The following is an 18,975-nucleotide window of genomic DNA, read 5'->3' as shown; positions in this document are numbered from 1 at the left end:
CATAAATTATGATACACCTTGTGCTCAGAGGGATTTAAGTGTGAAACGTCGTTTTTTAATTACTTGTGCCACCGGTGATATTGGTTCGGCATTATGCCTGCGCCTGGCAAAAAAAGGGCATGATTTAATTATTACAGGTCGTGATTTAGAGAAACTAAGGAGACTCTCTGGAGAAATTACCGCGGTGTATCCAGACTGTAAAGTTGCCTTTTATCCTGCAGATCTGGGCAATCCAGAGACCATGAAGGATCTTATTGCGCACTCTCGAATGGGCATTGATGGCATTGTTTTGATGCCGCCTCGTCCACCTGAATTACCAGAAGATCCAACTGAACAATTTGATGTTCTTAATAAAGCAATGCGAGATTGTTTCACGGGACCTCGATTTTTACTGCAACAATTGTTACCCAGTATGGAAGCCAGTGATTTAAAATCCGTTGTCTTGATTTCAGGTGCTTCAAGCAAACAGCCTATCTCTGCTCTTAAGTGGGAAGCGTTTAATGATGTTCGTACTGCATGGACGGGATGCTTAAAAACGTTTGCTGATACTTATGGTCCCAAAGGCATTCGATTTAATGCAATTTCACCAGGACAAGTGGTGACGCCAACTTATAAGGAAAAATTAGAAAATGAAGCGAGAGATAGAGGCGTATTATATACTGAGGTACTACGCGAGAGGGCTTCAGCTGCGCCATTAGGAAGACTGGCGAGCATGGAAGGTCTTGTTAAGACCATTTATTTTTTTCTTAAATCAAAAGGCCCAAGTGAAGTTACGGCAGCCAATCTCCTCGTCGATGGAGGGTTTGCCCGTCCTTACTAATGCATTAAAGGAGGGGGCACTGTATCATAAGTACATTCAAGTCATTTATGTGACCAAATAAATAATCCCTGATCATGAGATTAAGACGGTTATTTTTCAAGGCTTTCAATAGTCTGCTCACAGGTTTATCCACAGATTTTGTGGATAAATATGAAAATCAGTGATGATTAAATCTTGCGATAAGCCTTATATTTATTGGGTTTATATAGTGTTGAGTGTATGCTTGGGGAGGGGTTTGCAGATTGATCGAAAAAGATATCCACAGCTTGATGCATAAGTATTTTTACATTGCTTGGCATTAAATCTTACCAGAGAAAATTAAAAAAAACAGTCTTGACGATTAACTATTTTTTAATAGGTGAATGGATGATTTTTAATTGTTCATATTGTTTGTACAATATATCTAAGGCATCCATATTAAATTAATTCAAGGAATTATGGTTTGTTGCTATTTTGATCCCCAAGCTCTTGAAATAAGGTAATGGGTTTAAAGCCTGGAGCGAAAAGATTCTCTAAGATTATAATTTACAAGTTCTATCTTCTATCTCAGCGGGTTCAGTGATATTGATTCGAGTACCTGGCTTAAGAGTTTGGTTAAATTGTGATTTTTCTCTGGTTTCTCGACCACAATAAATTGAAAATTTTATTAAAAGGCTCTCTTTCGCGACGTCACGTGCTGTCAAACTAGAGCCGGCCAACCCTAAATGGCAATCTTGATGAATCACTGCGGCAAGGTCTGGGGGTGCCTCAAAATCAAGTTTTAAAGTATGTTCATGATCATGTAGTACGGAACAACTTAGATAGGTTACTTGGCTTAAAGCCGATGGTTGTAACATCCATAATTGCTCATGCGATATATCTTTTTCTGCTAATATCCCTAACGTTAATTTACTGCCCGGACTGAGATTCTTGATGGATGTATCGTTTACCAATTCAAAAGTACTGCAAGCTTTAAAATATGAGCCATTGGTTTCAAGGATCTGAAAAAGTACGCCATCGAGTTGTATGTAATCGTCTTTAGACAATGAATGCTTGTCAAGATTATGGCAAGTCAAAATAACTGTCTTAGTCTCAAGATGTTCTTGATATTCATGCACCTCGATGTCTTGATGAGCAAAACCTGAGAAAAAACAGAATAAATCGTCATTACTTCTTGGCATAAAACGATAGTCTCGTTAGATTGCTAATATTTTATCATTTTTAGAGCGCAGTCAGTATCATATCTTTTGATGAGTATAAAAAACAGAATTAGAATAGCAATTCAATATTGAATTTATCCATGATCGGTGTGTAGTCGAAAAATGTCTGCGCAGCAATTTCAAAGACGAATGCAAGCAACCATGATTCAGTTACAAGAAGTGATATCTAATCAAATAGAGGGTGCTGATATACCTGATGTTATTGGGGCTGAGACGTCTGAATTTGCACTGTGATGCAACCATTTACAAGGGTACAAGATTAAGTTCTTCGATCTACTGATTTTCTGCATTTTCTTACCTTCTTGTTAATTGATTATTTCCCTGGATTTATAATGAATAAATGTATGGTTTTAAAAAGCTTGACTATGACGTTGCGTCATACATTAACCTTGGAAACAAGGAGGAAAAAACGATGAAACAATGGCAAGCAAAAGAGTTTGCAAATCTTGCGCAAGTGTCGGTACGTACACTGCATCATTATGACAAAATTGGTTTGCTCAAACCTAGTTTGCGCCAAAGTAACAATTATCGTTTGTACTCCGAAGAGGATTTATTAAAGTTACAACAGATTATTGCGCTTAAATTTTTTGGTTTTGAATTATCTCAAATCCAGGAATTTCTTACCAGGAATGATGATTTGCCTGATAACCTTCTTATGCAATCCAGGTTCTTACGGGAAAAAGCGGCATCATTAATGGAAGCAAGTGCCATATTAGCTCGAATATCTCAAGATTGTAACAATAATAAATCCATTCCTTGGAAAAAAGTTATCGAACTTATTGAGGTATATAAAATGACGCAACAACTTGAAGATGCCTGGGTTAAAGAAATCTTTACGCCTGATGAACTAAAGGAATATGCAAAATTCGAAACAGAATTGAAATCAAATTCAACACCAGAACAAAAGGAAAGGTTTGAAAAAGATTGGTTTAATCTTGTTGAAGAGTTTAAGAATAATCTGCATCGGGATCCGAATTCCGAAACGGGTATTTATTTAGGGAAAAAATTGATGGATTGGGTCAACCATCTATATGGTAAAAAATATGCTCATCTTCGAACTAAAAAATTCGAAAGAGGTTTTGGTGAAGGAAAAGGACTTGAGCAACATGGGTTGACGCCAGAAATTGTAGCTTGGATGGATAAAGCAATGGATGCTTACTTGAAACAGCGTGCTTATAGCATTTTGGATAATGTTGGAAAAATTTCTTCATCTAAATTATTGCAAAGCTGGAATCAATTAATGGATGAAATATGCGGTGAACAGATAGATAAAAAAGCGACTATCACGGCCATTGCCTTACAGGATGGAAAAATCAGTCCGGAAGCCAAAGAATGGTTAAAAACCGTATACAAGCTATAAGTGTTTAAGCCATGACCTTCTATAAAAAGAAGGCCATGGTATCAATAACAAATAAATTCATTAATACTCAATGAGCGGTCATTGTTTGATTAAGATAGGTTGTATTAGCTAGTCCTATAAGTACATTCAAGCTTCATTTATGGGATCAATGAATAATCTCTAGCCAATGAGATAAAGGCAATTATTTTTCAAGGGTTTTAATGGGCTGTTCACAGATTTATCCACAGATTTTGTGGATAAATCTGAAAATTAGCAATGATTAAACCCGCCTATAAGCCTTGTATTTATTGGAGTTATGTGATTTGAATGCTTGGTTGGGAAAGAATTTGCGGATTGAGTAAAAAAATATCCACAGGTTGCTGACGACACATTTTAAATTGCTTAGCATTAAATTTTACCAGAGAAAATTTAAAAAAACAGTCTTGACGATTAACTATTTTTTAATAGGTGAATGGATGATTTTTAATTGTTCATATTGTTTATGCGATACATCTGCAGGTTTCATCAAAATAACAAGTTTTACTTGACGACATCCGAAATGTATCAAGAGTAAATTTTCTTGAGTCACTTGCATAAAAAAGATGTTTGGTGAGAATCAATATGATAAAATTGTCCATATTATGACTTTATTGGTAATCTGGAGATAAATATGCTCTCAAAAGAACAAATTCGTAGAAAGGCTGGCGCCCCTGCTACTGATACGAGTCAGGATCAACGTATTGCTAACCAAGCTAAAATTAGTGCTGAGCTTGAGTATAATAAGTGGAGTTTTTTTTGGTAAATTGGTCCCTAAACTTGATTATCTGCAAGCATCCTATGTGACTGGTGTTGCTGCTACAACTGCAGCAGAGAAAGCAATCGAAGCAGATACCATGATGAAACCGTAAGCAACAAAGTGGATGTTACCCAAATTTCCTAGATGAGTATCTTGATATTTTAATAAGAGAAAGATATGCCAGTTATTAGTGAAAGGCAATTTACAGAAATTAAAAGCCAATTAAAAGAGAAGCTAGTAATTTGTGAGCAAACTGCTCAATGGAAACAACTCCCTCCCTGGCTAAGGCAAATCACATCTCAGCCAGAATTTCCTCCAAATTTTATCAATGAATTACGTGAAATTCGCTCTGCGATTCTATCGTTTAATAGTGATAAAAATACATTGGGTTTGGCTGTATTTTATAACGAACTTTGTAAACTTCTAGTTCTGCCATATCCACTATTAAAACCAATCGATACCGATATCATGAGAAAGCATATAGCATTGTTCCAGAGGATTCGCGACTATGCCCAAAGAGTAGATGAATACATCAGCAATTTATCTGAAGGTTACTCCAAGGGGTTGGACTATACTGAGTTTTGGCGGCTACTTGAAGATATATGTACTATTCCACAGGGAGAGATGCACAAACAGGCAAAGGAAAAATTTTCTCAAACTATCTTTTTACGTTTATGTCAGTTCAATCCAAAAATTTACTCAGATGTTACTGCTCGCTTAGAAGAGTCTCTGGATGAATCTAATGAAAATAAAAACGGTCCAATTTTTTAAATAAATAGTTGATCATAACCTCAGCTCGGTATAGGAATAAGGTTATCTCATTGAATTATTGAAAAGGATATCGGTGCCATATACATTTTGTTTTTTTAAAATTCACGCCTGAATTATGTAAGGAAACAAGATGTTAGCACCGATGGTAGAAATATTCTGTGATATTGATGATTTTTGCAAGGCATGGTTTAAAGAAATGTCTCCTTATTTACGTCCATCACCGAATCGCAAAAGACAACGCCCTTGTAGGCCGTCAGCCAGTGAAATCATGACGGTCATGATTTTATTTCACCTCAGCCATTATCGAACCTTTAAAGACTATTATCGTGAATGCGTAGAAGTTGATATGAAATCGTATTTTCCGAAACTTGTCAGTTATAATCGATTCGTAGAAGTCATGTCATCTGTAGTTACACCTTTATCAGCCTACTTGCTGTCCCATATGGGAAAGAAGACAGGGCTGTATTATGTTGATTCAACCACTCTGAAAGTATGTCATAACAAGCGCATTCATCGCCATAAAACATTTGCCGGTATAGCGGAACGTGGTAAATCTTCAATGGGATGGTTTTTGGGGTTTAAACTCCATCTTGTGATTAATCATCTTGGTGAGTTAATTGCATTTTGCGTAACAAAAGGTAATGTTGATGCTCGTTATCCACTAGAGCAACTTTTCAAAAACCTCAATGGTCTTGCCGCTGGGGATAAGGGCTATCTCTCAAAGAAAAAAGAGGAAAGTCTTTTCCAGGAAGGAATTAAGCGTATCACAAAAGTGCGCAGAAATATGAAAACCAAAATGTTCTCTCCTTTTGAAAAATATTTCCTCGGACAGCGCAGCATTATCGAAACAGTTATTGACCAATTAAAATCAATTTGCTAAATTGAACACACGAGGCATCGTAAGCCTGATAATTTTGTTATTAACCTCTTATCAGGGTTAGCCGATTATAGGCTCAAGCCGAAAAAGCCTTCTCTCAAAATTCATTCCCTTGAGCAAAATTTGGGATTGCTTATGTCGAGTTGAGGTTATTATAGGCCAGAAAATAGACCCTGGAGGAAGAAAACGCCTGGAAATGTAAGTTCGATGGTTATAAACTAAAGTACTTCAGTTAACTATACTCGATAGTTCCCAAGCTGTATATGTGATCGACATAAGTTATTGAAAGCATGTGTTATTCTTTTATAACGTGTTTTTCTTGTTTTCCCAGTCCTTCTATTTCTAACGTCACTTTATCGCCAATTTTAAGATATTGTTCTCCCCAGAATTTGGCATTGCCTGGAGCGGAACCCATGGCGATGATATCCCCGGGAAATAAAGTAAAAAATTGACTTAAATAACTCACCACCGATGCGGCATTATTGATGTAATCTTTGGTATTAAAATCTTGGCGGACTTCTCCATTGACCCAAAGTTTTACGTTTAAATTCGTTGAGTCAGGGACTTCGTCCAGAGAAACCAGATAAGGTCCGATGGATGCAAATCCATCCATTCCTTTGCCTTTGGTGTATTGTTTATCGGCAGTTTCAAATTGCCAATAACGATCAGAAAGGTCATTAACACAAAGAAAACCAAAGATGTGCTCTTCTGCTTGATCTGTTTCAAGGTATTTGCCTTTTTTACCAATAACCACACCTAATTCGGCTTCCCAATCCAGTTTTTTGGTATGACGAGTATATAAAATAGGATCATAGGGGCCTGAAATAGCGCAAGAAGGTTTTAAAAACACCATCATTTCTGATTCCGGAAGTGGGGAGGCTCCCATCTGTTGTGTATGCAATAACGAATTATAACCAATACACATGATTTTACCGGGTTGTTTAATCGGTGCGGCAATGGGAACATCCTTAGCCACGAGTGGCAACGTATGGATGTTAGTTAAAATGAGCCTTTCTTTAATAAAGGCTAATGATGACGTATCAATATCACCCAATAATTCGGAGAGATCACGAATATTTCCTTGATCATCAAGCAACCCGGCTTTCTCTTGACCTGATGCGCCATAGCGTAATAATTTCATAATGACCTTTGGAATAAATTTTTTTAATAGTTCTATGTAAATTTTAGCAGAAACATCGCTCATAATTAATGAGCTATATATGCCTGTAAGTCTTGATGGCAAATACAAATCAGGATCATCATTTGTGATCCTAATATACTGAAATATTTAATAGTGGATTGATTCAATGCAATTACCCAAAATATGCGTGGTTTCTTATGATCATCAATGGCCTGGTTTATTCAGGCAAGAAGCTTTGTGTATTCAAAATAGGTTAGGCTGGTTTCTTAAAGAAATCTATCATATTGGCAGCACCAGCATTCCTCATATGCCTGCCAAGCCTGTCATCGATATAATGTTATCCATAGAGAATTTGGATGAAATTAACTTAATAGCCGAACAGTTAATTGAATTAAATTATGAACCGGTCAGGCGGCAAATTATTCCTCATAAGAGCTTTTTTACAAAAAGGCAAGATAAAGTCATCGCATTTCATTTGCATTTGCATGAACGGGGAAGCCCGCAAATTGAACGTCATGTAAATTTCAGAGATTATGTTATTTATCACCCAGAGGTAGCCCATTCTTATGCCCAGCTTAAATTTAAGCTTGCAAAACAATGTGATGATATTCGCTCGTATGTTGCTGGCAAAGATGCATTGGTTCAGGAAATTGATGCTAAGGCAAAGCGATGGGAAGGAAAAAAAAGAGATTATCTTTCACCAAATACTGGCTCACTCGCTAAAGATTGGACAAAGGAAAAAATAATTAAAGCAATGGCAGCAAATCTGAATGTTTATATGACTCATTTTGCTCAGTATTTAACGCAAGTTGAGCTTATAAGGGTACCTGGGTATACGATTGTTAACTCAGGATTAACCGATGATACGTTTAATTATGTCATTGATGCTGATTTTTCTGCAGAAGAAGCAGATAAAAAAATTTCAGAAGTAACTGATTATTTCACTCATAAAAATCGTCCATTCTCCTGGTGGGTTAGTCCTGGCGATAAACCGGAGAATTTGCCGAAATATTTAGAGAGCAAAGGGTATGAAAATACGGAAAACAATTGCGCCATGTATTTTGACTTAGATGCGTGGGACGGCCAAACTGGTTCTATTCCTAAGCTGAATATTATTCGTGCAACGGATGAAAAAGCGTTGCAAGATTTTGCTCTGGTGCTGGCTAATGACAAGGATGAATTTAAGACATATTTTTCATGGGTGGCAGCGATTTTGACTGAGAGCGATCCCATTGAATATTATGTTGGATACGTGAATGGAAAGCCGGTGGTATGCGGTTTATCTTGCTATTTTGCGCAAGTGGCTGGGCTGCATTGGCTGTCAACAGCTCCGGAAGAACGCAAGAAAGGCTATGGGACAGCCATGCAACAATATCGATTAAAATGCGCCAAAGATCTCGGATATCATATTGCCGTTTTACAAGCATCTGGCGAAGGTTACTCTTTATATAGACAGTTAGGTTATCAAGAATGTGGAGGTTTTCGAGAATTTAAAAAATTAGAGCCTTAACGTTGATAAACAATAAAATGGAATTGTGCTTGGTGCTCATTTCTTATTTTTTCTCATTCTGGACACTGCATAGCCATAAAATCCTATGGATAAAACTACCATACTGAACATTAAAGATGCTGTTTTCGTGAGGGTTTCATGCCCATGAAAGGAGCTAATGAACGTTGCTAATGAGCTCATGAAAGCAATGCCAATTGCCATCGAAGATAAGGCAATGTTTTTACTGATATGCTCAAATTGCTCTATGATGTAAGTATTAAATTTAGCGTAAAAAAAGTTAGAGCCAAATATATACCACATAAGAGGAAGTACAAAAGCTAAAATGGATGGCGGAAAAAGAGCGGCACAAAGGAGTAGCAAAAAGCAACCCAAAAAAGATAGTCCAAAGCCAATACGCATGACATCCTGTTTAAACCTTGTTTTCTCTACCCGTAAGCTGATGGATGTCCCAGCGATGCCAATTACAGTGAAGATAGTACTAATTAAACCAATCACATGCGGTTGATAATGTAAAACGTGCACTAAGGTGTAGGTAACGGTAACATAAAACGGCGCAGAGATAGCACTCACGACACTATAGCTTAAAATAATGGGTATAAACCCTGGTTCTTTGAATAATGTCAAGTACGTTTTTAGATGTGTTTTTAAATGGGTTTTCGGCCGCAGTTTTGCAGTGTCTTCACCTACACCATATACACCAATTCCTAGAATGCATAAAGATAAAATAAGTAAAAAAATAAAACTGGCTTGCCATGAAAAAAAATACAAAATTAAACTCGTAGCTAGCATTGCTGTGGGAGGAGAGAAACTAACCAAAATGCGATAAATGACAAATAAAGTCGTGCGTTCAGAACTGGAGGCAAGCATACTTTTCGAGAGAATCTGCAAAATCCCTACCGCCAAGGCTTGCACAAATCGACCAGTCATCATTATGTAAACGTTTTCTGAAAACACACAAATAACAGTACCAATTAAAAAAACAAGCAATCCCAGCCAGAAACTTTTTAAAGTGCCTACTGTATCAATTAGGGGCCCTGAGAAAAATAAAGAAACCGATAAACCAAAAAAGAAAACGGCTACTGTCAATTTAATTAATTGCGGTTGTGCGCTCAAACTAACGACGAGAATCGGCATCAGGACATAATAAAAATACTGAGATGTTTGTGCCAAGAATCGCATGCTGATAGAAAAATACAGTGGTTTATAATGCGGATTCAATAAATTCATGTTTTAATTTGTTTTCCTTAATAAGGAGATGTGTCTAATTACTGTGCCAAATAGTCTAAGACTTGTGTTAAACTGGGCCAACCCGCATCGCTGCCAATAAACTCAGCACCCCATGGACGTACACGCTGTGGGTCGCTGACCCCAAAAATGCCTAATGTCTTAGCGCCTACCGCAGCAGCGAGATGCATTGGTCCGCTGTCGTTGGCCAGCACTTGTTCAGCAAGGGCAAGAATCCCCGCGTATTCACTTAAATTTAATCCTGATAAAACAGTAATTTCAGAAGGTAAATGAGCACATAAGGGCTCTTCGTTTTTTCCAGGACAAACCACCAGTGGACGCTTTCCTAAATGTTGGGCCAATTCGTGCCAGTGTGGCCATATTTTCGATTTGCCCTCTTTGCCCGTACCATGGGCAAAAGGACATAACACCCAAAATGGCTTGGTGATGTTAGTACGCTGTAACGCTTGTTCAGCAGCGGTTTGGGAGGCTTGACTACGTGGTAAAATAATTTTACTTGGAATTTGTTCTGGCCAGGACATTTGCGGAAACCAACATTCACTCGCAAATCGCGTAAGATTCCAGAAATATTCTACCTCATGCTGCATGTGGGGTTTGACAAGACCCGCTGTTAATAACCATCGACGACCATCGGTTTTATAACCTATCTGTGCTTTACCAGCCAAACGCCCCATCAGAGCACTGGAAAAACTGTTTGTTAATAGAAGGAGTTTGTCAAAATCGGCTGTCTTCGCGATTTTTTTTGTGGTTTGCCAAAATTTTTTTTCCAAGGCAATGAGAGGCATGTCTGTGGCTGCAAATAAATCATTTATCCACGGTTTGCCCAATAATTGTAATTCGATACCGCCTTGTTTCATCGCTTGCAAAGCGGGGAAAGCCATGATCACATCACCCACCCAGTTGGGTAAACGTACCATGAGCTTTAAATGAGAATGAATCACTTTAGATTTATCCAAAATTCCTGATTTTTGGTAACATAACCCAGTTTATCATGTTTTACGCCAAATCGTGCGGTGCAGGTTGGTGTTTGGCTTTATTTTTTCAAAAAAGCTGGTTATCATCAAGTGACAAAATTTTCAACAAATTGCGAAAGCGATAAAATTCATCGAAAGACGTCAATCGTGTGTGGCAACGCAAATGGAGTCGGTCATGTTAGCACTTTCTGTAAGTAGATGGCAGGAGAAGGGCTGGATGTCATTTTTTTTAGTGGCCATGCTTTTTGCTATTCCACTGAGCCCTACCTTCAAAAGTATTTTTTTAGTGTTATCTGTGCTTGGTGTTTTGGTGACTTCTACCCATACACGAGATTTTGCTTTCGTTTTTTCTCAATCTTGGTGTAAGGCGGTCATCCTATTATTTCTCGTTGCATTAGCTGCCTGTCTCTGGAGTGCTGCTGATTATCACACACGTTTTGTGTTGATGGAAAAATACAGCAAATTACTTTATTTACCCATTTTTGCCGTTGGTTTTTGCAATCGAAGAATTCGTATGATGGGCATATACGCATACTTAGCGGCAATGTTGCTTACCTGTGTTTTATCGGTGCTTAAAGGTAAAGGCTATTTAAATTTTCATTCTGACGATCCTGGCCATGTGTTTCATAATCATATTGTAACTGGGTTCATGATGGCGTTTGCTGCTTATTTGGCTGGCTGGTTAGTGGGGCGCGGGCAAGGACGCAGGCGCGTTTTGTTTTTGTTGCTGACTTTACTGTTTAGTTACGATGTATTATTTGTTAATACCGGGCGCATGAGCTATGTGATTTATTTTGTCTTGATGCTTGGCTTATTGATGCACTATTTACCGGTCAAATATTTGGTTGGTGGTGTAATAGGGTTTTGCGTTTTATTTGCGATGTTTGTCAACCAAAGCAACGTTATGCAACAAGGAGCTCATAGTATCCTGGAGGATTTGCGCCAATATCAGCAAGGAAATAAAGATTCTTCAGTAGGTTATCGTTTGCGATTTCACCAATATGCGGAATCATTATTTTTATCTAGTCCTTTCATTGGCCAAGGCACAGGTGGTTTTTCTCATGGCTTTAAGCAAGATGATCCTGTTCCATCCTGGTCGAATAAAAATTTACTCGATCCTCATAGCCAATATTGGTTGATGGCCGCCGAATTTGGTCTATTGGGCATTGCTGCTTTGTTTTACTTTTTTGCAACTCTCCTATTCGCCGCTTTTCGTTTGCAAGAGATGAAACCGGTCATGCTTGGTTTATTCTCCGCTTTTATGGTGGGTAATTTATCGGATTCACTGTTACTTTACTCTGCAGTTGGTTATTTATTTATTGTGTTTAGCGGACTTTGTCTGGGAGAGTCTGTTGCAAAACGGCATGAAAAATGACGTCACTATTGTCTGAGACGATGTTATTTCGATAAGCAACTTTCTTTTTTCCTTACCGAAGGGCACCTTTAAGTCGATAAATTTCTATTTAATATTGACAATTAATAAGCATGGTGGAATATATATAAATCACTTAATGGATAAAGATTACATAAAAGTATCAACCTGAAAAATGTGAATAAATAGTACGGCAAAGATGATTGAGGAGGATTGGATATGCCTACTCTTGCTGCAATAGAAACTGCTGTTCAGGAATGTCTTAAGAGGCGAACTTGGCTTGTATCCGCTGATGATGGTGTTGATGAAGCACAAATCACTAGGGAAATGGTCAAGCGCATTGTCTGTCAATTTGCCAATCGTTGGCAGCGTGAGGCACCAAAACAAGATTCCCATATACAATTTGTCACATTTCTTCAAAACATGATGGCTCGCGTTGCAAACTATGCAGGTGAGCATAAGAAAGCAATGAGCAGATATAGAAGACTTCAACGGGAGTTACAAATCTTGTCCAGTGCAGATTCTCCCGACGAAGAACAAATGATGCTGATACGTTTACGAATGGAAGTCATTCTTGAGGCAGGACACAAGACATGGTTTGAAGCTGAATTAACCAAGCTGATTTTTGCTCGATTGGAGTTTTTCTTAAATAAAACTACAGCATCTCCGCCAGCCTGGATGAAATTTTTACTCGAAATGCCGGCGAATGATATGGCTGCGTTAGTCAGCCATGTATGTCACGATCTGATCGTTCAGGAATGGCGTCCCTATGATGCACCACAAACCTTTTCTATTTACCAATGGATATGCGAAGAAGCAAGGATTATTAATTCGTTATCTTTTTCCATTGCTGAAAAGGAACGTTTGTTTACCATTGGTAACAGCCTATTTGACCCTGTTCTTTTATCGATTGCGGCTAATCCGCGTTTTTGCAGAAACAATGGAGGGCAATGGCGTTTATTAGATGCGGAAACTTTGGAAGGTATGCAGGCGACCGATGAGGATTATCGCGCCTTAATTGCCACCATTGATGGTAGTGGACCAACGGGTATTGGATATATTATGACCGCACTGCCGGCCGAAGAATCAGAAGTTACCCGGGTACTGGACAACATTTTGGAGGCTTGGCGTGCCCGTTTTCCGATGGTGCAATTTATGGCAGCAGCTACGGATTATGATAAGCAAGTAGTCTTGTATTTTCATGAGCGGTGGCTGGATAGTATTGACCGTTTTTTGGAAAAATGTGTCTGGCAAGCGCTTCCTGCAGAAGTACGTCAAATCCCTAACTGGGAGGAAACACTTGAGGAAAAAGAAGAAAGCCTCGGTGAATATCCTGATGATGCAGCCGAGTTACCCCAGCAAATTAGCGTTTTGCATGAGCAGTGTCATGCATTAATTGCTCAACGTGAGCAACTGGATATAGAGCGAGCTGGGGCAGAAGAGGGTGAAGAGCGTCTTGAGGAAATTGATACACAATTGGAGGAGTTGGCCGAACGATTGACGGCCCTTGAGCAGGAGCGAGATTCTTTGATCCAAACGGCCGAATCTTATGCGGCTCTTCGTGCTGAAATAGAAGAGCTGCAAGCACAACTTGATGCAGCTCGGACGCTACGTGATGAACTTGATGTCGATGTACTCAAGGCTCGAGCTCTTGAACAAACCCAGGTTGGTATTGTTATTGCGGCAACAGAGCATCATGCGAGATGGAGCGCGTTGTTAAAATATGATTCTGATGAGCCTGATCAGATACTAACCGAGGAACAACTAACCGCTCTTGTCCATCACGCTACGGATGTTTTCATTGTCCGAGGACACACTCGGCTCGCAGAGGAAGAATCTGGCATACTGAGCCAGCACTTGGTGGCTCGCAGAGAATTGCAAAATGAAAAACGCTCTAATGCTGAGGGGAATTTACGTACTCAGGCTACGGCTGACGGTGAACTCCGTTGGCTTGCCGCTAATGAAGTTCGTGATCCCTTTGTCCGGCAACTTTATATTGATGTGAGTGCCAGCACGGATGGCAGCCATTTCCGTGATATTCTCATCGGTGCTTGTTTATGGGCAATGGAAATACCCGTAGAAGCCGTCGGTGTTTCTTTTGTTTTGCCTGAAAGCATTCGTGATTTTGTTGTCAGTCAATTAGCAGAAGACCCCACATACCCAGATAGGGTAAAGCAAAGGTTGAAAGAATTTAAAGCAGGCCATCTTGAGTTGCCGCCTGAGCAAATGGCTGTTTTGGCACGTTATGGCTTGCAACCTGCTCCTCCTGTACCTGTATCCGATTTAAGTTATGTTTCAGGCTCTGTCAGTCGCTTTGGTTTTCTCGCCCGCGGAGGCAGCGGTGCGTTGTCTTTGGCAGGAAGAATGGATGAAACCGTTACTCATGGTGCGACAAGTGTCGGTCCTCCTTAGAACCCATATTTTGCCGTAGAGGATACTTTTTGTTCGGGAGGTAAACATGGATTCGAAGGGGAGGTATCCTTACCTCATGATTCTGGAGTTTATCACGTATTAATTAATACGATGGGATCTGGGCGGTTGAGGTTGATGCGGTTCAACGGATGGTTTGTCAGATAATGGGGGGGATGGGGTAAGGAAGCGTAATCGCTTGGTGCTAGTGAATGAAGGCCTATATTCGGCATGTTTACTGGGTGCAGGGCGTCTGCGACTTATTTCATTGGTGATTTCCTGCGCATGGGGTTTTGGTCGTTGCTCTTTAAGCAAACGCGCTTGTACTTTAGAATTAAGTGATGCTGGTGTCTCAACAACCGCCGTTGTTATTTTTTTATCTTTTGCCAGACGATATACCACAGCATCGTGGCAAAGTTGCTCTAGGCGTTCGATGAGTTTTTGGGTACGACGAAAGAAAAAGCCAGCAAATACTTGTTCTTTCACGGGTTGCAGATCTGCTAAAACTCGTTTAAATTGCGCAATATCAAAGGTTTTTTCCTCTGGAAGAAAACAGGTCAATACGTGTTGAAGTGCTCTGATTTTTGCTTCTCTTCTAGCGCGTCTGAAAAAACTAAAAAAACCTTGTGAATCTTGCTGAAGTTGTTTGATGTGTGCTTCAATGTCTTGCTTTATCACTGCTAAAGAAGAAGGTAGTTGTTCAGCTAAATTCTTTCGGTGATCTAGAAGCTTTTCTTGCCGACTTTTCTGTAAGTTCATGCCTTCTTCCAGCCAGGAAGAATCATTTAATTCACCGACATCAGCCCCAAGATATCTCAGCATCCCAAAGATGTTTTCATGCAAAGGAATAACATTTCTGGATAGAAAGGCGTGATGGAGGCCATAATGGCTAAATGTTAAGGGGCGAACTATGCTATTGACTTCCTCTGAGCTTAGGATATAGCCGTCATATAGGCTGTTTGCCACTTCGATGGGACCGGTCGTACAAATGACGATCGATTTTAAATAAAGCGAGCGTTCTTTTTTCATTAAAGAAGCGGTAAATTGGTCATCATTTTGTGACAGTACTTTCTTTATTTCGTTATATTCTTTCCTAAAAAATAACCATTTGATGATACCAAGTTGACTTCTAAGATCTCCTCTTAAGCGTTTGATGACTGATTCATGGGGCTCTTCGGGGGAAGTTTTATGAAAATCTAAATAGTTCTCTTTATTGGTCATTACTTCATTAATATAAGCTCGGAGCTTTCGTGAAGAAATTCCGGGTTCATGTGGAAATATTTCGGTTGATTTTTGAATGTAGGCTGATTCCGCGCGATTTTTCATATAGCCTAGCAATACTTTGCTGAGAAAGCCGTCTTTATTAAAAGATTCCTCAGTTTTCTCAATATAATCAGAATGGTATCTTGTTAATTTTTTTACCAGTCCTGCATGCACTTGTTCTATATAAGGCCTGGCTGCTTCCTCATCAACGACGGCAATGTATTCGTTAAGAGTAATCAGCGTTTCTTTTTTTCCAAGTCTTAAAGTACCAATATTTAATAATAAAGGCGCATCAATAGGAATGGTGTCTGGAAGCTTTACGGTATCCAGAGGCACGTCTAAATCCGTATATGTGCCTAGCCGATAGCAAGACGGTAACCATCGTAGAATATCACTGGCAACGCCTAAATTGCCGCCTTCTTTTAAATGGGAAATCTCATCTTTATAAAACTCATATAACTTAAGTTCATTGGCTGTTTGAAGTTGCTCTTTGAATGATTCGGCATTGGCATCTACAGGAGTGATGTTGTTTTCTCTACAAAATTCATCCAATTCAGTCAGTGCTTGAGCATTTAATAAGCTTGAATCGTAGACTAAGTGAATGACATCCCGCGGGTTTTTTTCGCGCATTTCAATGAGCCGGGTTTGATTCTCAAAATTCATGAAAACGTTTGGGTTGTTACTCAACCAAATTTTTACATGCGAATGGGGCTTATAACGGTAAGGCATAATCAGTTCCTATGATTGTTTCAGGATTTAGATTTGTAGGTGTTCGAAAAAATTTACTTTTAAAACTTGCAACCATATGTTGGTGCATATGTAATGGTCCATCGGTTTGAATCAGGTGTCGGCGAGCAATGACATGAGGGGTTTTATTTTTAAGTTCGACCCGAGGGTTTACCTTAAACTGGTGCGTTTCAGGTTGATCGGACAGTAACTGCTCTTCTTCTTCCGTGAGCGGTTGCTTCTGCCGTTTTTTTTCAATGATACCTGCTCGTTTTTCATCCATCAGGGAGGCTATGGATGCCCAGCTGTCTTCGATGATCCCGTCGTCTTTTGGGGCTTTCGGATCCACGTCCATGGTGTTACGGATGACGGAATAATCTTTATCTGCCAAAGGAATTTTGTCCCAGGCACTTGCGGCATCCAAACGCCATCCGGCAAGCCAAATAATTGGGGTGAGTACGACGTATACAAAGCCTACTATTAAATATCGTCCCCAGGTAATGGGGTTCCAGGGATTACTCTTTGCATTGGGTAAGACGGTGCCTGCAAGAAAGCGTGGAACGGAGCGAAAGGAGCGCTCATTATAGAGCTTCACTTTAAGCTCTTCTTCATGCAGCTTTGCGGCAGCAATAGTGGCAACAGCTCCTCCAACACACATGCCTTCCAAGCCAATATTTTCTGCTTTTGCACCGAGTGCCAGCAAGCGCTTAACCTGAGCTATGGCATCATCGATCATATTATTTTGCGTCCATATCATTCCCTGACTGTAATCAATCCCGCGATAATTAAAGCCGATGACCGTGCAGCCGATTTCTTTTGCCGAGAAGTTAAAATCTTTAAGCCAATCGATATAGCTTTGGCCATTGGCAAGGCAAACAATAACGAATTTTCGCTCAGCCATGGGCTTGTCTTGTTCGGATTCTGCTGATAAAGCAACAGAGTCAAGTACGGCGTCATCTGGTGTTTCCAGAGTAAAAAAGTCCATGTTTGCTGCAGGCGAAGTATCCACCTCAGAGCCATATTTGGTTCGGAGTTTTTTAAATAAATAGTTCCTCAGGTCGTCGCCAAGGTATTCCAGGCCTTTTAAGTGGATGTCTCCCCAATTGAATGTCTTGAGTTTGCATTTGTCTACCATGGATTGCCCGGCAAGCAGCAAATCAATTTCAGTGATGATATGGTCAATATGTGCTTTATCCTTGGCATTTTTTAAACTAAGTTGTCTTTTTTTAAGTTTGGCCAGAAAGGGAAGATGAAACACGCTGCTAAATTTCAATAAGTAATCACGCAGAGTTTTATAAGGGGATTTTGGAAGTAGATTAACAACTACCGTACCTTTTTCTGTTGGATCATCCGAAAAATGCACAAGGTGGATAGGTTTTTGTGTTTTCGCATAGGTAGGGCTTAAGATGATGTTTGTCATTGCCCGGGCCAACAAAAAAGAGACAATCCAGCTCGGAAGGGATATAGGAATTTTAATGATGCGAAGCAGCGATTGCCATAAAGAGGGTGGCGGGTTTTTCAAGACAAAGTAATTATTCTTGTATTTCAACATAAAGCTACAAGCTATGTGAAAAAAATTGTGCCATATTTTATCATGATGTCTATATGAAAACCAATAATATCTTAGCTTTTAAATGGTAACTTATAAGTAATTGATTGATTTATTGTGATTAATACATTAAAAAGATTGGTGGCAGCAGGTGGGATTTATATAAAAAAGGCCGGACTTGCTGCCAACTGCTTTTTATGAGTTAACCATTCTGGCATGAAGGTGCTCATCAGTTGGTAAAATCGCTTGTTGTGGCTTGCCTCCAGCAAATGAACCATTTCATGGACAAGCACGTACTCAAGGCATTCCAGTGGTTTTTGAATTAAAGTTGAATTTAACCAAATCCTTTTTACACGTATGTTACAAGAGCCCCAGCGTGTTCTCATGGTTTTAATTCCCCAGTCATTGATTTGTACGCCGATTAAGGGCTCCCATTTTTTGATAAGCGCTGGAAGTGTGGATTTCATTTGTTGTCTATACCAGGTTTTTAACAAAAGGCGTTTATCGATGATGGTTGCGCCAGATTTGATATGGCAATGAATAAATTGTTCGTCCTGAACAACGCTTTTTTTGTTTGAATCAGGATAAATCTGTAACTCATAGGCCTTACCTAGAAAGAAAAGTTGTTCACCTGATGTTAATTGAGGTATTTTATGAGTTTGAGAAGCATTCAGTCGTTTGCGGTGGCGGTCAATCCATTCATGCCTGTCTTGAAGAAAATGATAAACTTCTGCGTCAGAACACCGCATTGGTACACTGACTTTTACTTGCCCTTTCGTGTTAATGCGAAGATTAATATTTTTAATCCGTTTTCTTATCAGTTCGACGGAATACCCATCCATTTCAATCATCATGAAATAATGTTCACCTGTTTTAACAATATATAAGTCCTGATCATCTTTCAAAATATAAAAAAAATTCAAGTCAAGACTGTTTTTTTTATTTATATTTGTTACGACGATTAGCTTAGTATTCTATTGGTTT

At 39.3% G+C, this 18,975-nt stretch carries 15 protein-coding genes and 1 pseudogene; 9 read left to right on the top strand and 7 right to left on the bottom strand.

Going from position 1 to position 18,975, the window contains the following annotated elements; translation table 11 throughout:
- The first annotated feature begins 40 nt into the window (after positions 1-40).
- Positions 41-820, top strand: coding sequence for an SDR family oxidoreductase (locus E1O52_RS09755; RefSeq protein WP_165474774.1), 780 nt, complete (start codon positions 41-43; stop codon positions 818-820).
- A gap of 518 nt (positions 821-1,338) precedes the next feature.
- On the opposite strand, the gene E1O52_RS09750 is transcribed toward E1O52_RS09755, so the two are convergent.
- A complete protein-coding gene (locus E1O52_RS09750; RefSeq protein WP_133128519.1) occupies positions 1,339-1,980 on the bottom strand; it encodes a hypothetical protein in 642 nt (213 codons plus the stop codon).
- 141 nt (positions 1,981-2,121) lie between these two features.
- Between E1O52_RS09750 and E1O52_RS13415 the strand changes: the two genes are divergently transcribed.
- The 5 genes and pseudogenes from E1O52_RS13415 to E1O52_RS09735 all read left to right on the top strand — a co-directional run bounded on the left by E1O52_RS13415 (position 2,122) and on the right by E1O52_RS09735 (position 5,949).
- Positions 2,122-2,253: a hypothetical protein gene (locus tag E1O52_RS13415; protein WP_278043955.1), complete on the top strand. Its 132-nt coding sequence runs from the start codon at positions 2,122-2,124 to the stop codon at positions 2,251-2,253.
- A gap of 178 nt (positions 2,254-2,431) precedes the next feature.
- Entirely contained in the window at positions 2,432-3,379 is a 948-nt protein-coding gene (locus E1O52_RS09745; protein WP_133128518.1) for a MerR family transcriptional regulator, read from the top strand.
- 649 nt (positions 3,380-4,028) lie between these two features.
- Positions 4,029-4,160, top strand: coding sequence for a hypothetical protein (locus E1O52_RS13410; protein WP_278043954.1), 132 nt, complete (start codon positions 4,029-4,031; stop codon positions 4,158-4,160).
- A 171-nt stretch (positions 4,161-4,331) separates the two neighbouring features.
- Entirely contained in the window at positions 4,332-4,925 is a 594-nt protein-coding gene (locus tag E1O52_RS09740; RefSeq protein WP_133128517.1) for a hypothetical protein, read from the top strand.
- A 130-nt stretch (positions 4,926-5,055) separates the two neighbouring features.
- Positions 5,056-5,949: pseudogene (locus E1O52_RS09735) on the top strand (IS982 family transposase).
- A gap of 148 nt (positions 5,950-6,097) precedes the next feature.
- Here the strand turns inward: E1O52_RS09735 and E1O52_RS09730 are convergent.
- A complete protein-coding gene (locus E1O52_RS09730; protein WP_165474773.1) occupies positions 6,098-6,943 on the bottom strand; it encodes a fumarylacetoacetate hydrolase family protein in 846 nt (281 codons plus the stop codon).
- A gap of 166 nt (positions 6,944-7,109) precedes the next feature.
- Here E1O52_RS09730 and E1O52_RS09725 point away from each other — a divergent pair, with 166 nt between their 5' ends.
- Positions 7,110-8,453 carry a bifunctional GrpB family protein/GNAT family N-acetyltransferase gene (locus tag E1O52_RS09725; protein ID WP_133128515.1) on the top strand — a complete coding sequence of 448 codons (1,344 nt, stop codon included), beginning with the start codon at positions 7,110-7,112 and terminating at the stop codon, positions 8,451-8,453.
- Between the two features lie 36 nt (positions 8,454-8,489).
- Here the strand turns inward: E1O52_RS09725 and E1O52_RS09720 are convergent, their stop codons facing one another.
- Together E1O52_RS09720 and E1O52_RS09715 are read right to left on the bottom strand one after the other, a co-directional pair.
- On the bottom strand, positions 8,490-9,680 hold the full coding sequence (locus tag E1O52_RS09720) for an MFS transporter (RefSeq protein ID WP_133128514.1): 1,191 nt from the start codon (positions 9,678-9,680) through the stop codon (positions 8,490-8,492).
- Positions 9,681-9,718: 38 nt separating this feature from the next.
- Complete coding sequence (locus E1O52_RS09715; protein ID WP_133128513.1) at positions 9,719-10,654, bottom strand: glycosyltransferase family 9 protein; 936 nt, start codon at positions 10,652-10,654, stop codon at positions 9,719-9,721.
- Between the two features lie 193 nt (positions 10,655-10,847).
- Between E1O52_RS09715 and E1O52_RS09710 the strand changes: the two genes are divergently transcribed.
- Both E1O52_RS09710 and E1O52_RS09705 read left to right on the top strand, forming a co-directional pair.
- Positions 10,848-12,047 (top strand): O-antigen ligase family protein, encoded by a 1,200-nt coding sequence (locus E1O52_RS09710; protein WP_165474772.1) that lies wholly within the window; start codon positions 10,848-10,850, stop codon positions 12,045-12,047.
- A gap of 216 nt (positions 12,048-12,263) precedes the next feature.
- A complete protein-coding gene (locus E1O52_RS09705; RefSeq protein WP_133128511.1) occupies positions 12,264-14,456 on the top strand; it encodes a hypothetical protein in 2,193 nt (730 codons plus the stop codon).
- Between the two features lie 99 nt (positions 14,457-14,555).
- On the opposite strand, the gene E1O52_RS09700 is transcribed toward E1O52_RS09705, so the two are convergent.
- From E1O52_RS09700 to E1O52_RS09690, 3 genes are all read right to left on the bottom strand, one after another.
- A complete protein-coding gene (locus tag E1O52_RS09700) occupies positions 14,556-16,445 on the bottom strand; it encodes a glycosyltransferase family 88 protein (protein ID WP_133128510.1) in 1,890 nt (629 codons plus the stop codon).
- Positions 16,429-17,862: an alpha/beta hydrolase family protein gene (locus tag E1O52_RS09695; RefSeq protein WP_133128509.1), complete on the bottom strand. Its 1,434-nt coding sequence runs from the start codon at positions 17,860-17,862 to the stop codon at positions 16,429-16,431. Before E1O52_RS09695 ends, E1O52_RS09700 begins: the two co-directional genes overlap by 17 nt.
- A 287-nt stretch (positions 17,863-18,149) precedes the next feature.
- The gene (locus E1O52_RS09690; protein WP_133128508.1) at positions 18,150-18,845 is read right to left on the bottom strand and encodes a M48 family metallopeptidase; all 696 of its coding nucleotides are present in this window, start codon (positions 18,843-18,845) and stop codon (positions 18,150-18,152) included.
- Positions 18,846-18,975: the final 130 nt, after the last annotated feature.

Source organism: Legionella nagasakiensis, assembly GCF_900639915.1.
Lineage (GTDB): Bacteria > Pseudomonadota > Gammaproteobacteria > Legionellales > Legionellaceae > Legionella_A > Legionella_A nagasakiensis.
This window is presented reverse-complemented; position numbering and strand designations above follow the sequence as displayed.

What these genes read in the sequence shown, in the direction of transcription:
- E1O52_RS13415 (WP_278043955.1), top strand. Translation starts at nt 2,122, where the DNA reads ATGTCTGCGCAGCAATTTCAAAGACGAATGCAAGCAACCATGATTCAG.
- E1O52_RS09730 (WP_165474773.1), bottom strand. Translation starts at nt 6,943, where the DNA reads ATGAAATTATTACGCTATGGCGCATCAGGTCAAGAGAAAGCCGGGTTG.
- E1O52_RS09745 (WP_133128518.1), top strand. Translation starts at nt 2,432, where the DNA reads ATGAAACAATGGCAAGCAAAAGAGTTTGCAAATCTTGCGCAAGTGTCG.
- E1O52_RS09725 (WP_133128515.1), top strand. Translation starts at nt 7,110, where the DNA reads ATGCAATTACCCAAAATATGCGTGGTTTCTTATGATCATCAATGGCCT.
- E1O52_RS09710 (WP_165474772.1), top strand. Translation starts at nt 10,848, where the DNA reads ATGTTAGCACTTTCTGTAAGTAGATGGCAGGAGAAGGGCTGGATGTCA.
- E1O52_RS09720 (WP_133128514.1), bottom strand. Translation starts at nt 9,680, where the DNA reads ATGAATTTATTGAATCCGCATTATAAACCACTGTATTTTTCTATCAGC.
- E1O52_RS09695 (WP_133128509.1), bottom strand. Translation starts at nt 17,862, where the DNA reads ATGACAAACATCATCTTAAGCCCTACCTATGCGAAAACACAAAAACCT.
- E1O52_RS09705 (WP_133128511.1), top strand. Translation starts at nt 12,264, where the DNA reads ATGCCTACTCTTGCTGCAATAGAAACTGCTGTTCAGGAATGTCTTAAG.
- E1O52_RS13410 (WP_278043954.1), top strand. Translation starts at nt 4,029, where the DNA reads ATGCTCTCAAAAGAACAAATTCGTAGAAAGGCTGGCGCCCCTGCTACT.
- E1O52_RS09690 (WP_133128508.1), bottom strand. Translation starts at nt 18,845, where the DNA reads ATGATGATTGAAATGGATGGGTATTCCGTCGAACTGATAAGAAAACGG.
- E1O52_RS09700 (WP_133128510.1), bottom strand. Translation starts at nt 16,445, where the DNA reads ATGCCTTACCGTTATAAGCCCCATTCGCATGTAAAAATTTGGTTGAGT.
- E1O52_RS09750 (WP_133128519.1), bottom strand. Translation starts at nt 1,980, where the DNA reads ATGCCAAGAAGTAATGACGATTTATTCTGTTTTTTCTCAGGTTTTGCT.
- E1O52_RS09740 (WP_133128517.1), top strand. Translation starts at nt 4,332, where the DNA reads ATGCCAGTTATTAGTGAAAGGCAATTTACAGAAATTAAAAGCCAATTA.